Source organism: Dietzia sp. UBA5065, from assembly GCA_002415925.1.
Lineage (GTDB): Bacteria > Actinomycetota > Actinomycetes > Mycobacteriales > Mycobacteriaceae > Dietzia.
Genome location: DIAZ01000075.1, coordinates 1 through 14083, shown reverse-complemented (window position 1 = coordinate 14083; position 14083 = coordinate 1). Strand labels below are relative to the sequence as shown.

Here is a 14083-nt window from a genome sequence, read left to right as displayed (position 1 = left end):
CCGGCGTGAGCTCGGCGGACGGGAAGCCGGGGGCGCTCGCGCGGTTGGCGCGCACCCCCGGCGTGCCGGCCGCGTTCGTCCTGGTCCTGCTCGCCTTCGGCGGGTTCTCCCTGCTCCTGCCCGTCGTGCCGCTGGCCGTGGTGCGGGGCGGCGGCAGCGAACTGGTCGCGGGCGCGTCCACCGGCGTGTTCATGACGGTCACCGTCCTGGTCCAGCTGCTCACCCCCAGGGTCACCGCGGCGATCGGCTACCGCTGGGCGCTGGCCGTCGGAAGTGCGTTGCTGGGGCTGCCGTCCGGCCTACTCGCCCTTGCCGACGGGCCCGTCGCCGTCCTGGCCGTGAGCGGCGTCCGTGGCGCGGGGTTCGGGATGATGACGGTCGCCGGGTCCGCCCTGGTCGCCGAGCTCGCGCCGCCGGGGATGCTCGGCCGCGCCACCTCGCTGATCGGGCTGGCGGTGGGGATCTCCGAGGCGATCTTCCTGCCGGTCGGGCTCTGGCTCCTCGAGGTGTTCGGGCTGGCCACGGTGGCGTGGAGCGCCACCGCGTTCGGCGTCGTGGGCCTGCTCGCCGCCGCGCGGCTTCCCGACGTCCACCCCGCACCGCCGGAGCGGGCCGATCCCTCCGCGCTCAGCCGCAGGGCCGTGCTCGTCCTGCTGGCCGGGCCGTTCCTCGTCATGGTCGCGGTGTCCCTGCCGTACGGGGCCGCGGCGTCGTTCCTCTCTCCCGCGCTCGACTCGATCGCCACCGGCAGCGGTGCGGTGGTGGCGGGCGTGGGGCTCGGGCTCCTGGGCGTCGGCGTGATCGTGGGCCGCACCGTCGCGGGGCTCATCTCCGACCGCCGCGGGCCCGGCGCCCTGGTCTGGCCCGGCCTGGCGGTCTCGGCGCTCGGCATGGGCGGCATCGCGGGCCTGCTCTCCGTGTCGGCCGACCCGTGGTGGTTCATCGCCCCGGCCGTGGTGTTCGGCCTCGGGTTCGGCGCCGTGCAGAACGAGGCGCTCGTCAGCTCGTTCGAGAGGATGCCGCGCTCCCGGCTGGGAACCGCCTCCGCCTCGTGGAACATCTCCTTCGACGCCGGGACGGGTCTCGGTTCGGTGGTCATGGGTGGGTTCGCCGGGTTCGGGTACGTCGTCCTGTTCACGGTCGCCGCCGGCGTCGTGCTGGTGGTGGGCGGCCCGGCGGCGGTGGGTACCAGACGGACTAAGGTGAACTCATGACAAAGTCCGCCACGCGAGTGGCGCTCCTCGACTATGGCTCTGGCAACCTCCGTTCCGCCCAGCGCGCACTCGAGCGGGTCGGCGCGCACGTCGACCTCACCTCGGACGCCACGGCGGCCTCCCAGGCCGAGGCGCTCGTCGTTCCCGGCGTCGGCGCGTTCGCCGCGTGCATGCAGGGACTCGAGGCGGTCAAGGGGCCCAGGATCATCGGCGAGCGGCTCGCCGGAGGCCGCCCCGTCCTGGGGATCTGCGTGGGGATGCAGGTCATGTTCGAGCGGGGGACCGAGTTCGCCGACGGCGAGCACGAGGGCTCGTCCGGTGCCGCCGGCTGCGGGGAGTGGCCCGGGGTTGTCGAGCGCCTCGAGGCACCGGTGCTGCCCCACATGGGGTGGAACACCGTGGAGCCCGCCGAGCACACCGTCCTCTTCGCCGGGATGCCCGCCGACGAGCGCTTCTACTTCGTCCACTCCTACGGTGTGCGGCGGTGGGAGATGGAGCCGTCGGACCTGCTGAGGCCCCCGGACGTCACGTGGGCCGAGCACGGCACGCGGTTCGTCGCCGCGGTGGAGAACGGTCCGCTCATGGCCACGCAGTTCCACCCCGAGAAGTCCGGCGACGCCGGGCTCCACCTGCTCGAGAACTGGCTCCGTTCCGTTGGCTAGCGACAGGGGTGGACCCGCGCCGCTGTCGTTCGCGATCCTCGCCCTGGGGGTCGCGGGGGCGGGAGTGCTCCTCCTGGGTCTGACCACCCTCGCGGTCGCACTGCTCCCGCTGCCGCCCGTGGGCCGGGCCGTGGTGGCGCTCGTCGGGGTGGTCCTCACCATCGCGGCGATGGGCCTGGCGTCCAACCGCATCACCGCCAGGGCGATCCGAGCCGAGTACGGCGACGACGTTCCCGGTGAGGCGTCAGGAGCGGCCGAGGGCGATGGGAGTCCTCGCCGCGAGGACGGACTAGGCTGATCGCCGTGACCACTCCTTCTTATCTCGAACTCCTGCCCGCCGTCGACGTCGCCGACGGCCAGGCCGTCCGCCTGGTCCAGGGGGAGGCCGGGACCGAGACGTCGTACGGATCGCCGCTGGAGGCGGCCCTGCAGTGGCAGCGCGACGGCGCCGAGTGGGTCCACCTGGTGGACCTCGACGCCGCGTTCGGTCGCGGGACCAACCGCGAACTCCTCGCCGAGGTCGTCGGCGTCCTGGACGTCAAGGTGGAGATGTCCGGGGGCATCCGTGACGACGACTCGCTGGAGGCCGCCCTGGCCACCGGCTGCGCACGGGTCAACCTCGGCACCGCGGCCCTCGAGAACCCGGAGTGGTGCGCCTCCGCCATCGCCCGCCACGGTGACCGCATCGCGGTGGGTATGGACGTGCGGGTGGTCGACGGAGAGCCGCGGCTGCGTGGCCGCGGCTGGGTGTCCGACGGCGGCAACCTCTGGGAGGTGCTCGAGCGCCTGAACAAGGACGGGTGCGCGCGGTACGTCGTCACCGACGTCTCCAAGGACGGGATGCTCAACGGCCCGAACCTCGAGATGCTCTCGCAGGTGTGCTCGGTGACCGACTCGCCGGTCGTCGCCTCGGGTGGGGTCTCGTCGATCGCCGACCTCGAGGCCATCGCCACGCTCGTGCCCGAGGGCGTCGAGGGCGCCATCGTCGGCAAGGCCCTCTACGCCGGCAGGTTCACCCTCCCCGAGGCCCTCGCCGCCGTCAGCGTCCGCTGAGTCCGCACGACCTACCTCGAGCAGGAGGCCCGAGATGACCCATCAGACCGGAAACACCCTGCCGACGGATCTGGCCGTCGAGCCGGGCGAGGCACTCGCGCTCGCCGTGCGAGTGCTCGAGGGGGTCTCGCCGAGATTCGTCGAGGGGCTGGGCGCGGAGGGCACGCGCGTCAAGGGCTCCCGCAACGACTTCGCCACCGAACTCGACCTCGAGCTCGAGCGGAGGATCTCCGATGCGCTCCGCGAGGGGACCGGGCTCGACGTGCACGGGGAGGAGTACGGCGGACCGCCCGTCAACGAGGGCACACTCTGGGTGGTCGACCCGATCGACGGCACCGCCAACTACTCGCTCGGCATCCCGACCACCGGCATCCTCTTGGCGCTCGTCCACCAGCGGCAGCCCGTCCTGGGACTCACCTGGCTGCCCCTCCTCGGCCTCCGGTTCACCTCCGTCGCCGGGGGGCCGCTCAAGGAGAACGACGAGGAGGTCCCGACGATCTCCGACGTCTCGATCCGCGACGTCGCGCTGGGGCTCGGGTCGCTCAACACCGGCGCCCGCACCACCTACCCGCCCGCGTTCCGACGCGAGGTGTTCGAGCAGCTCACCGTCGACGCCGCCCGCACCCGGAAGTTCGGGTCCACGGGCGTCGACCTGTCGTTCGTGGCCTCCAGCCGGCTGTCCGCCGCGGTGAGCTTCGGCAACTACGCGTGGGACAACGCGGCCGGCGCCTGTCACATCCGCGCCGTGGGCGGGGTCGTCACCGACCTGCACGGCGAGCAGTGGTCCACCGAGTCCCAGTCCATCCTCGCGGCCGGTCCGCGCGCGCACGCCGAGGTGCTCGACACGATCCGTCAGCTCGGTGACCCCGGGAACTTCTTCGAAGCCGGCCGGCGCCGGGCCACACCCGGACCGGAGAGCCACCGCCCGTGGCTCGACTCGGGGAGGTGATCCGGCCGTGACACTCGCCACCAGGGTGATCCCGTGCCTCGACGTGGACGCCGGCCGTGTGGTCAAGGGGGTCAACTTCCTCGACCTGCGGGACGCCGGCGACCCGGTCGAGTTGGCCGCCGCCTACGACGCCCAGGGCGCCGACGAGCTCACGTTCCTGGACGTGACCGCGTCGTCGTCGGGCCGCGGGACGATGATCGACGTGGTCAAGCGGACCGCCGAGCAGGTCTTCATCCCCCTCACCGTCGGCGGCGGGGTACGCACGGCCGAGGACGTCGACCAGTTGCTCCGCGCCGGTGCGGACAAGGTGAGCGTCAACACCGCGGCCATCGCCCGCCCGGAGCTGCTCGGGGAGCTGAGCAGGCGGTTCGGGTCGCAGTGCATCGTCCTGTCCGTCGACGCCCGAACCGTCCCGGAGGGCCAGAGCCCCACGCCGTCCGGCTGGGAGGTCACCACGCACGGCGGCCGCCGCGGCACCGGGATCGACGCCATCGACTGGGCCCGGCGCGGCCAGGACCTGGGCGTGGGGGAGATCCTGCTCAACTCGATGGACGCCGACGGGACCAAGGCCGGATTCGACCTGGACATGGTGCGCGCGGCGCGCGCGGCCGTGACGATCCCGGTCATCGCCTCGGGCGGCGCCGGCGCGGTCGAGCACTTCGCCCCCGCCGTGAAGGCCGGTGCCGACGCGGTGCTGGCGGCCAGCGTCTTCCACTTCGGTGAGATGACGATCGGCGACGTCAAGAGGGCGATGGCGGCCGAGGGGATCACGGTCCGATGACCGACCCCGCCCTGGACCCCGCCGTCGCCGACCGGCTCACCCGCAACGCCGACGGGCTCATCGCGGCGGTCGTGCAGGACGCCGCCTCGGGCCGGGTGCTCATGATGGCGTGGATGGACGACGCCGCGCTCGCCGAGACCCTGGCCACCCGGCGCGGCGTGTACTTCTCGCGCTCCCGCGGTCGGCGCTGGGTCAAGGGGGAGACCTCCGGCCACGTCCAGCACGTCCGCAGCGTGGAGATCGACTGCGACGGCGACACCGTCCTGCTGCGCGTGGACCAGACCGGGGCCGCCTGCCACAACGGCACCACCAGCTGCTTCGACACCGCCACGCTCCTGAGCGACGCACCCCCAGTGGAGGAATGACCACGTGCCCGTCATCCAGATCGACCAACTCGTCCGGGTCGTCGGTTGAGCACCACGACCACCACCTTCGCGCAGTTCCGGGCGCTCGCCGCCGGCCACCGGGTGGTGCCCGTCGTGCGGACGGTCCTCGCCGACTCGGAGACCCCGCTCTCGGCGTACGACAAGCTCGCGGCGGATCGCCCGGGGACCTTTCTCCTGGAGTCGGCGGAGCACGGCCGGTCCTGGTCGCGCTGGTCGTTCATCGGGTGCGGCGCGGCGGCCGCGCTCACCGTCGACGACGCCGGGGAGGCCGTGTGGTGGGGGCACGTCCCGGCCGGGGCGCCGACGGGCGGTGACCCCCTCGACGCGCTCCGTCGCACCCTGGATCTCCTGCGGACCGACCAGATCGAGGGCCTGCCCCCGTTGACGTCGGGGATGGTGGGGTACCTGGGCTACGACATCGTGCGCCGGCTCGAGCGGATCGCGACCGACACGGTCGACGATCTCCAGGTCCCCGAGATGGTGCAGTTGTTGGCCACCGACCTGGCGGCGTTCGACCACCACGAGGGTCGGATCCACCTCATCGCCAACGCCGTCAACTGGGACGGCAGCGACGACCGGATCGAGGAGGCCTACGCCGAGGCCGTGGCGCGGGTGGAGTCCATGACGGCGAGGCTCGCGGCTCCCGGCGCCGGCGGGGTGAGCGTGTTCGACTCCCCGGTCCCGGAGGTGCGTCGGCGCACCGACGAGGCGACCTTCCACTCCCGGGTGGCGGAGATCATCGAGCAGATCTACTCGGGGGAGGCCTTCCAGGTGGTGCTCAGTCAGCGCTTCGAGGTGGACACCTCCGCCTCGCCGCGCGACGTGTACCGCATCCTGCGCACCACCAACCCCAGTCCCTACATGTTCCTCATGACCATCCCGGACGGGACGGGCGAGGACGGCTTCGGCGGCACCGCGTTCACGATCGTCGGATCGAGCCCCGAGGCGCTGGTCACCGTCCAGGACGGGGTGGCCACCACCCACCCGATCGCCGGGACCAGGCAGAGGGGGGACGACGACGAGCACGACGTCCTCCTGGCCAAGGATCTGGTGGAGGACGCCAAGGAGAACGCCGAGCATCTGATGCTGGTCGACCTCGGTCGCAACGACCTCGGCCGGGTCTGCGAGCCGGGCTCGGTGGTGGTGACCGAGTTCCGGCAGGTGGAGCGGTACAGCCACGTGATGCACCTGGTGTCGACGGTCACGGGCCGCCTGACGGAGGGGCGGACGGGCATCGACGCCGTGACGGCGTGCTTCCCGGCCGGCACCCTGTCCGGCTCCCCCAAGCCCCGGGCGCTGCAGATCATCGAGGACCTCGAGGACACCCGGCGCGGGGTCTACGGGGGGGTGGTCGGGTACCTCGACTTCGCCGGCAACGCCGACCAGGCCATCGCCATCCGGTCCGCGACGATCAAGGACGGGATCGCCTACGTGCAGGCCGGGGCGGGGATCGTCGCCGACTCCGTGGCGACCTCCGAGGACGAGGAGTGCCGCAACAAGGCCATGGCGGTGCTGCGCGCGGTCGCCGCCGCGGGCACGCTGCGGGACGCGAGCGCCACCGATCGGCCGAGCGCCGGGAAGGGGGACCGGTGACCCAGCGTTCCCGACTCCTCGCCCCCGTCGTCCTCCTGCTCGTCGGCGCCGCCCTGCTGTGGATCGCCTCCCGGGTGGTGTGGCTGGACGTCGTGGCGTTCAACGACCAGTCGGGGGAGGCGCGACGCAGCCTGACGGGGTCGGAGTGGCAACCGGCGCTGGTCCCGCTCGCGCTGGGCGCGCTCGCCGGGGTGGCGGCGGTGTCGCTGGTCCGCGGGATCGGGGCGCGGGCGGTCGGCGCGGTCCTCGTGCTCCTCGGCCTGGCCACCGGGGCCCTGATGATCTCGGCGGTCGGTCAGCCGGACGCGAGCAGGATCCACTCCGCCGTGACCGGCGAGGAGGGGCTGGGGCGGACCAGCGCCGGGCCGGGGAGCACCGGCGCCCAGGTGATCCCGGAGTGGTCCGAGATCACCGAGGCCTCCACCCGTTCGCTCGGTCCGGTGCTCACCGGCGCCGGCGCGGTGGCGCTCATCGCGGCGGGCCTCGTCCCGCTGCTCTGGCCGGCACGACAGGTCCCACGCGACCAGCGCTACGTCACTCCGGCCGCGCGGCGTGGTGACCCGGGACCGGGGGAGTCCACCGCGGACGACGGTCGTGACCTGTGGCGGGAACTCGACGACGGGCGGGATCCCACCGGGTGAGGACGGCCAGCGGGGTCCCGATTCGGGAACCCCGCCCCGGGACCTCTATTGTTGATCTCGATCACACTTTCCGCCCCATCACAGCTGAGGGAGGTCGCGGTGGCCACCGTGCTCGACTCGATTCTCGACGGTGTCCGCGAGGATGTCGCGGCCCGTCAGGCCGTCACGGATCTGGCGTCCGTCAAGGAGGCCGCGAAGTCGGCCCCCGAACCGCGTGACGCGCTCAAGGCGCTCCGCGAGCCCGGCGTCGGCGTCATCGCCGAGGTCAAGCGGGCGAGCCCGTCCAAGGGACTGCTCGCCGACATCCCGGATCCCGCGGTGCTCGCCCGGATGTACGAGGAGGGTGGCGCACGCGTCATCTCCTGCCTGACCGAGGAGCGACGCTTCAACGGGAGTCTGGCGGACCTGGACGCCGTCCGGCGCGCGGTCGACATCCCGGTCCTGCGCAAGGACTTCGTGGTGGGCCCGTATCAGATCCACGAGGCCCGCGCGCACGGTGCGGACCTCGTCCTGCTCATCGTGGCGGCGCTCGAGCAGGACGCGCTGGTGTCCCTCATCGACCGGACCGAATCGCTCGGCATGACCGCCCTCGTGGAGGTGCACACGGAGGAGGAGGCGGACCGGGCCCTGGCGGCCGGCGCGACCGTCATCGGCGTCAACGCCCGGAACCTCAAGACCCTCGAGGTCGACCGCGACGTGTTCTCCCGGATCGCGCCGGGGCTCCCGTCCGACGTGGTGAAGATCGCCGAGTCGGGTGTCCGTGACGCCGCCGACCTCATGGCGTACGCGAGCGTGGGCGCCGACGCGGTGCTGGTGGGCGAGGGGCTGGTGACCAAGGGGGATCCCCGGGCCGCGTGTCACGCGCTCGCTACGGCCGGCGCGCACCCGTCCTGCCCCCAGGGACCCCGCTAGGCCCCCTCGGCGCCCGTCCGGCAGACTGGGAGCCGTGAATCCTAACGAGCTGACCTCGCTGCCCTCGATGGGAGACGTGCTCCGGACCACCACCGGACACGAGCCCGACAGGGGAGGCCACTGGGGCCCGTACGGAGGGCGGTACGTCCCCGAGGCGCTCATGGCGGTGGTCGACGAGGTGGCCGACGCCTACGCCAAGGCCCGGACGGACGACGCCTACCTGGGCGAGCTGGACCGCCTCCAGCGGCACTACTCCGGTCGGCCGTCCCCGTTGTACGAAGCCGGGCGCTTCGGTGCCGAGATCGGGGCGCGGGTCTTTCTCAAGCGCGAGGACCTCAACCACACCGGGTCGCACAAGATCAACAACGTCCTCGGGCAGGCGCTGCTCGCCGTGCGCATGGGCAAGAACCGCGTGATCGCCGAGACCGGCGCCGGGCAGCACGGCGTGGCCACCGCGACCGCGTGTGCGCTGCTGGGCCTGGAGTGCAAGATCTACATGGGTGCCGTCGACGTCCGTCGCCAGGCGCTCAACGTCGCTCGGATGAGGCTGCTGGGCGCGGAGGTCGAAGCCGTGGAGATCGGATCGGCCACCCTCAAGGACGCCATCAACGAGGCGATGCGCGACTGGGTCTCCCGCGCCGACGACACGTACTACGCCTTCGGTACCGCCGCCGGGCCCCACCCGTTCCCGACGATGGTCCGCGACTTCCAGCGGATCGTGGGCGCCGAGGCCCGCGTGCAGATCCTCGATCAGGCCGGGAGGCTGCCCGATGCCGCCGTGGCGTGCGTGGGCGGCGGATCCAACGCCATCGGGCTCTTCCACCCCTTCCTCGACGACGCGAACGTGCGTCTGGTGGGGTGTGAGGCCGGCGGCGACGGCGTGGGGACGGGTCGGACCGCCGCGACGGTCAACGCCGGGCGGCCGGGCGTCTTCCAGGGGTCGTACGCGCACCTCATGCAGGACGCGGACGGCCAGACCGTGGACTCGCACTCGATCTCCGCGGGGCTCGACTACCCCGGTGTCGGGCCCGAACACTCCCACCTGTCGGACATCGGCCGGGCCGAGTACCGGCCGGTGACCGACACCCAGGCCATGGACGCGTTCGCGCAACTCTGCCGGACCGAGGGGATCATCCCGGCGATCGAGTCGGCGCACGCGATCGCCGGCGCCGCGCAGCTCGCCGCCGAGGGGGTGGACCTCATCCTGGTGAACGTGTCCGGTCGGGGGGACAAGGACGTCGACACGGCGGCCCGGTGGTTCGGTCTCCTGGGCGGGGGGAGCCCGCCCGAGGCGGGGGTGGATTCGAGCCAGGGCGCCGACGACGGCGAGGGCGCGTACGCGGACGGGGGGGTCGAGGGATGAGTGTGCTGAGCGACGTGTTCGAGCGGTGTCGGTCCGAGAACCGGGCGGCCCTCATCGGGTACTACCCGGCGGGCTACCCGACGGTCGAGGGATCGATCGAGGCCGTCCGGACGATGGTCGGGAGCGGCTGCGACGTGATCGAGGTGGGTATCCCGTACTCGGACCCCATGATGGACGGGCCCACCATCCAGGCGGCGGCGGACGTGGCGCTCGAGGCGGGGTTCCGCGTCCGCGACACCTTCGACGTGGTGCGGGCGGTCGCCGAGGCGGGGGCGGTCCCGGTCGTGATGAGCTACTGGAATCCGATCCTGCAGTACGGCGTGGACCGCTTCGCGGCGGATCTCGCGGCCGCCGGGGGCACGGGGGTCATCACCCCGGACCTCATCCCCGACGAGGCGACGGACTGGATCGCGGCCTCGGACGCCCACGGCATCGACCGCGTGTTCCTCGTGGCGCCGTCCTCCACCCCCGAGCGCCTGGCCATGACGCTGTCCCACACGGGCGGATTCGTCTACGTGCAGGCGGTCATGGGCGTCACAGGCGCGCGGGACGTGGTCTCCGACGCCCCCCGCACGCTCACCGCCCGGGTCCGTGAACTCTCCGACCTGCCGTGCGGTGTCGGTCTGGGCGTCCGCAACGGCGACCAGGCCGCGGAGATCGCCTCCTACGCCGACGGCGTGATCGTGGGCTCCGCCCTCATCACCGCCGCCGGCGAGGGCCTCGACGCGCTGGCCCGGCTCACGGCCGAACTCGCCGAGGGCGTCCGTCGGCCCGGGGGCGCGTCGTGATCCCCAGTCCGCCGCAGGGCGTCTGGGAGATCGGCCCCTTCCCCCTGCGCGCGTACGCGCTGTGGATCATCCTCGGCGTCGTGGTGGCCATCTGGTGGGGAGAGAAGCGCTGGGTCGCACGGGGTGGACGCGCCGGGGTGGTCCTCGACACGGCCCTGTGGGCCGTCCCGTTCGGCCTGATCGGCGGTCGCATCTACCACGTGGCCACCGACTGGTACCGCTACTTCGGCGAGGGCAAGGACCCGGTCGGCGCCCTCCGGATCTGGGACGGCGGACTGGGGATCTGGGGCGCGGTCGCGTTCGGCGCCCTCGGCGCCTACATCGGCCTCCGCCGGCAGGGTATCCGGGCCTTCGGGGCGTTCGGCGACTCGGTGGCACCGGGCATCGTCCTGGCGCAGGGCATCGGGCGCCTGGGCAACTACTTCAACCAGGAACTCTACGGACGTGAGACCGACGTCCCGTGGGCGCTGGAGATCTACCAGCGCTACGACCAGGCGTACGGGTACTCCGAGACCATCGGCCGCTCCACCGGGCAGGTGCTGGCGACGGTGCACCCGACCTTCCTCTACGAGCTGGTGTGGAACGTCCTGGTGGCGATCGCGCTGGTGCTGATCGACCGCCGTGTGCGGATCGGTCACGGCCGCCTCTTCGCCCTGTACGTCGCGCTGTACTGCTTCGGCCGGTTCTGGGTGGAGTTGCTCCGCGCGGACTCCGCCACGCAGGTGTTCGGGTTGCGCATCAACACCATCGTCTCGGTCGTCGTCATGGTGGCCGCCCTGGTGTACGTGTGGCGCGCCGAGCGAGGCCGCGAGGACCCGTCGCAACTGCGTGCGGCTGGCGACGCGGCCGACGGAGCCCCGGAGGACGCACCCCCGTTGGTCGGGCGTTGACCACGCGTTAACCGGTCGTCCCGGGGAGAGGACTAGATTGGGACGAGTGAATCGTCGTACCAAGATCGTCTGCACCCTGGGTCCCGCCGTCGCCTCCGAGGAGGGCATCCGCGAGCTCGTCGACGCGGGGATGAACGTCGCCCGGCTCAACTTCAGCCACGGAGAGCATGCCGACCACGAGGCCAACTACCGCTGGGTCCGCAAGGCCTCCGACGAGTCGGGGAGCGCCGTCGGCGTGCTCGCGGACCTCCAGGGCCCCAAGATCCGGCTCGGTCGCTTCATCGAGGGACGGCACGAGTGGGTGGAGGGCGACCGGGTCGTCATCACCGTGGCCGAGGTCGAGGGCACCAGGGATCGCGTCTCCACCACCTACAAGGGGTTGGCCGACGACGCCCGCCCGGGTGACCGTCTGCTCGTGGACGACGGGAACATCGGCCTCACGGTCGAGCACGTGGAGGGCGAGGACGTCCACTGCGTGGTGACCGAGGGCGGCATCGTCTCCAACAACAAGGGCGTCTCCCTGCCGGGGATGAACGTCTCCGTCCCGGCGCTGAGCGAGAAGGACATCGCGGACCTGCGTTTCGCGCTCGCGCTGGGCGTGGACTTCATCGCCCTGTCCTTCGTCCGCTCACCGGCGGACGTCGACCTCGTCCACGCGATCATGGACGAGGTCGGGATCCACGTGCCGGTGATCGCCAAGCTCGAGAAGCCGGAGGCGATCAAGAACCTCGAGTCGATCGTCCTGGCCTTCGACGCCATCATGGTCGCCCGCGGCGACCTGGGTGTTGAGCTGCCGCTGCAGGAGGTGCCGCTGGTCCAGAAGCGGGCCATCCAGATCGCGCGGGAGAACGCGAAGCCGGTGATCGTGGCCACCCAGATGCTCGAGTCGATGATCAGCAACTCCCGCCCCACGCGGGCGGAGGCCTCCGACGTGGCCAACGCGGTGCTCGACGGCGCGGACGCCGTCATGCTGTCGGGCGAGACCTCGGTCGGCAAGTACCCCATCGAGGCCGTGCGGACCATGTCGTCCATCGCGCTGGCGGTCGAGGCGGACTCCACCGCCGCACCCGACCTGGTGCACATCCCGCGGACCAAGCGCGGGGTCATCTCGTACTCGGCCCGCGAGATCGGGGAGCGGCTCGGCGCCAAGGCACTGGTGGCCGTCACCTCGACTGGGGACACGGTCCGCCGCCTGGCGCGGCTGCACAGCCATCTGCCGCTCATCGCCATCACCGGGGACCCGCGGATCCGCAGCCAACTGGCGCTCACGTGGGGAACGGAGACGTTCCTCACCGACCGGGTGAACGAGACCGCCGAACTCGTCAAGGTCACCGACGAGTTGCTGCTGCCGGTGGAGGGCTACAACGAGGACGACCTCATCGTGATCGTCGCGGGCAACGTCCCCGGGGTCGAGGGCTCGACCAACTTCATCCTGGTGCACCGGATGGGCGAGGCAGACCACTGATCACCGCGAGGTAACAACGCAAGCGCCGGTGGGCGGGCCGCTCACCGGCGCTTTTGTGATCTCCTGTGCTAATGACGTGACAAGGCCGAGACACTTCTGTTACCTTTTTGGAGGCCACCGGGGAAGCCGGTCGGCCCTTGCTTCACCACCGCATCGAATCTCTGAGGTTTCCCCTGATGACCGACGCCACTCGTATCACCTTTTCCGAGCTCGCAGACCGGCTCGGCGTGGACGGCACCCGCGCGACCGCCGGTCGTCACCGCGCCGCCCGCTCCGCCAACGGCATGGGCCGCGTCGTGGCCGGCGCCGTCGCCGGTGCCGCGCTCTCCGGGGGCGTGGCCATGGCCGCCGCCCCCGCCGCGTCCGCTCAGTCCGCCGAGATCAACGTGGACCAGATCACCCAGATGGCGCAGGAGTTCGCCCAGGGTATCGGCCTGACCGACGATCAGCTGCGCCAGTACGCGTTCGAGCCGGCGCTCGGCTCGATCGGCATCCCGGGGATCGGCGGCGCGCACGCCCCGACCTCCGGCCCGATCACCTCCGGCTTCGGCCCGCGGTGGGGCACCTTCCACAACGGCACCGACTTCGGCGCGCCCATCGGGACGCCGATGTACGCCGTGAAGTCCGGCAAGGTCGTCGCGGCCGGTCCGGCCTCCGGGTACGGCCTGTGGATCCGCATCCAGACCGACGACGGCTACCTGCTCGAGTACGGCCACAACGACCAGAACTACGTGTCGGTGGGCCAGCGCGTGAACGCCGGACAGGTCATCGGCACCGTCGGCAACCGCGGCTACTCGACGGGCCCCCACCTGCACTTCGGTGTGCGCAACCAGGGCGGCCAGTGGATCGACCCCGTGCCGTGGCTGCGCGCCAACGGCGTCGCGGTCTGATCGCGCCGCGCGCCTGACGCTCTCCCGCGCCCCGTCTCCCCCGGAAGGGAGGCGGGGCGCGGTGCGTTGCCGGGCGGTGGGATCGGCTTCTCTGACACAGTGGACCCCAGCAGAACACGTCCGTGGAAAGAGGAGTCAATGTCGCAGACCGTCAAGGGTGTCATCGCCCGCAGCAAGGGGGCCGAGGTCGAGCTGGTCGACGTCGTGGTCCCCGATCCGGGTCCGAATGACGTGATCGTCCGCGTGCAGGCATGCGGCGTGTGCCATACCGACCTCGCGTACCGCGACGGCGGGATCAACGACGAGTACCCGTTCCTGCTCGGACACGAGGCGGCGGGGATCGTCGAGACCGTCGGCGATCGCGTCACGCACGTGGCGGAGGGCGACTTCGTGGTCCTCAACTGGCGCGCGGTGTGCGGCGAGTGCCGCGCCTGCAAGCGCGGGCAGCCGCAGTACTGCTTCGCGACCCACAACGCGTCCCAGAAGATGACGCTCG

At 72.0% G+C, this 14083-nt stretch carries 16 protein-coding genes; all 16 read left to right on the top strand.

The window, feature by feature from the left end; translation table 11 throughout:
* The first annotated feature begins 5 nt into the window (after positions 1-5).
* Entirely contained in the window at positions 6-1214 is a 1209-nt protein-coding gene (locus B4M60_RS05690; protein WP_291081127.1) for an MFS transporter, read from the top strand.
* Positions 1211-1876, top strand: a complete 666-nt coding sequence (hisH, locus tag B4M60_RS05685; RefSeq protein ID WP_291081125.1) for an imidazole glycerol phosphate synthase subunit HisH — start codon at positions 1211-1213, stop codon at positions 1874-1876. The genes B4M60_RS05690 and hisH overlap by 4 nt, the downstream gene beginning before the upstream one ends.
* On the top strand, positions 1869-2174 hold the full coding sequence (locus B4M60_RS05680; protein ID WP_291081124.1) for a hypothetical protein: 306 nt from the start codon (positions 1869-1871) through the stop codon (positions 2172-2174). Before hisH ends, B4M60_RS05680 begins: the two co-directional genes overlap by 8 nt.
* A gap of 5 nt (positions 2175-2179) precedes the next feature.
* On the top strand, positions 2180-2929 hold the full coding sequence (gene priA / locus B4M60_RS05675) for a bifunctional 1-(5-phosphoribosyl)-5-((5-phosphoribosylamino)methylideneamino)imidazole-4-carboxamide isomerase/phosphoribosylanthranilate isomerase PriA (RefSeq protein WP_291081122.1): 750 nt from the start codon (positions 2180-2182) through the stop codon (positions 2927-2929).
* Between the two features lie 34 nt (positions 2930-2963).
* The gene (locus B4M60_RS05670; protein WP_291081120.1) at positions 2964-3878 is read left to right on the top strand and encodes an inositol monophosphatase family protein; all 915 of its coding nucleotides are present in this window, start codon (positions 2964-2966) and stop codon (positions 3876-3878) included.
* Between the two features lie 7 nt (positions 3879-3885).
* Entirely contained in the window at positions 3886-4659 is a 774-nt protein-coding gene (hisF, locus tag B4M60_RS05665) for an imidazole glycerol phosphate synthase subunit HisF (RefSeq protein ID WP_291081118.1), read from the top strand.
* Complete coding sequence (gene hisI / locus B4M60_RS05660; RefSeq protein WP_291081116.1) at positions 4656-5024, top strand: phosphoribosyl-AMP cyclohydrolase; 369 nt, start codon at positions 4656-4658, stop codon at positions 5022-5024. Before hisF ends, hisI begins: the two co-directional genes overlap by 4 nt.
* 45 nt (positions 5025-5069) lie before the next feature.
* A complete protein-coding gene (locus tag B4M60_RS05655) occupies positions 5070-6638 on the top strand; it encodes an anthranilate synthase component I (protein WP_291081114.1) in 1569 nt (522 codons plus the stop codon).
* Positions 6635-7279, top strand: a complete 645-nt coding sequence (locus B4M60_RS05650; RefSeq protein ID WP_291081112.1) for a TIGR02234 family membrane protein — start codon at positions 6635-6637, stop codon at positions 7277-7279. The genes B4M60_RS05655 and B4M60_RS05650 overlap by 4 nt, the downstream gene beginning before the upstream one ends.
* 99 nt (positions 7280-7378) lie before the next feature.
* On the top strand, positions 7379-8191 hold the full coding sequence (gene trpC, locus B4M60_RS05645; protein WP_291081110.1) for an indole-3-glycerol phosphate synthase TrpC: 813 nt from the start codon (positions 7379-7381) through the stop codon (positions 8189-8191).
* A 67-nt stretch (positions 8192-8258) separates the two neighbouring features.
* A complete protein-coding gene (trpB, locus tag B4M60_RS05640; RefSeq protein ID WP_291081169.1) occupies positions 8259-9554 on the top strand; it encodes a tryptophan synthase subunit beta in 1296 nt (431 codons plus the stop codon).
* The gene (trpA, locus tag B4M60_RS05635) at positions 9551-10342 is read left to right on the top strand and encodes a tryptophan synthase subunit alpha (RefSeq protein WP_291081108.1); all 792 of its coding nucleotides are present in this window, start codon (positions 9551-9553) and stop codon (positions 10340-10342) included. Before trpB ends, trpA begins: the two co-directional genes overlap by 4 nt.
* On the top strand, positions 10339-11232 hold the full coding sequence (gene lgt / locus B4M60_RS05630; protein ID WP_291081106.1) for a prolipoprotein diacylglyceryl transferase: 894 nt from the start codon (positions 10339-10341) through the stop codon (positions 11230-11232). Before trpA ends, lgt begins: the two co-directional genes overlap by 4 nt.
* 46 nt (positions 11233-11278) lie before the next feature.
* Positions 11279-12697 (top strand): pyruvate kinase, encoded by a 1419-nt coding sequence (gene pyk, locus B4M60_RS05625; protein WP_291081104.1) that lies wholly within the window; start codon positions 11279-11281, stop codon positions 12695-12697.
* A gap of 176 nt (positions 12698-12873) precedes the next feature.
* Entirely contained in the window at positions 12874-13587 is a 714-nt protein-coding gene (locus B4M60_RS05620; RefSeq protein ID WP_291081102.1) for a M23 family metallopeptidase, read from the top strand.
* A gap of 138 nt (positions 13588-13725) precedes the next feature.
* Positions 13726-14083 (top strand): alcohol dehydrogenase catalytic domain-containing protein (locus tag B4M60_RS05615; RefSeq protein WP_291081100.1); only part of this gene is annotated, 358 nt, incomplete at its 3' end.

What these genes read in the sequence shown, in the direction of transcription:
- hisH (WP_291081125.1), top strand. Translation starts at nt 1,211, where the DNA reads ATGACAAAGTCCGCCACGCGAGTGGCGCTCCTCGACTATGGCTCTGGC.
- B4M60_RS05670 (WP_291081120.1), top strand. Translation starts at nt 2,964, where the DNA reads ATGACCCATCAGACCGGAAACACCCTGCCGACGGATCTGGCCGTCGAG.
- hisI (WP_291081116.1), top strand. Translation starts at nt 4,656, where the DNA reads ATGACCGACCCCGCCCTGGACCCCGCCGTCGCCGACCGGCTCACCCGC.
- trpB (WP_291081169.1), top strand. Translation starts at nt 8,259, where the DNA reads ATGGGAGACGTGCTCCGGACCACCACCGGACACGAGCCCGACAGGGGA.
- trpA (WP_291081108.1), top strand. Translation starts at nt 9,551, where the DNA reads ATGAGTGTGCTGAGCGACGTGTTCGAGCGGTGTCGGTCCGAGAACCGG.
- B4M60_RS05620 (WP_291081102.1), top strand. Translation starts at nt 12,874, where the DNA reads ATGACCGACGCCACTCGTATCACCTTTTCCGAGCTCGCAGACCGGCTC.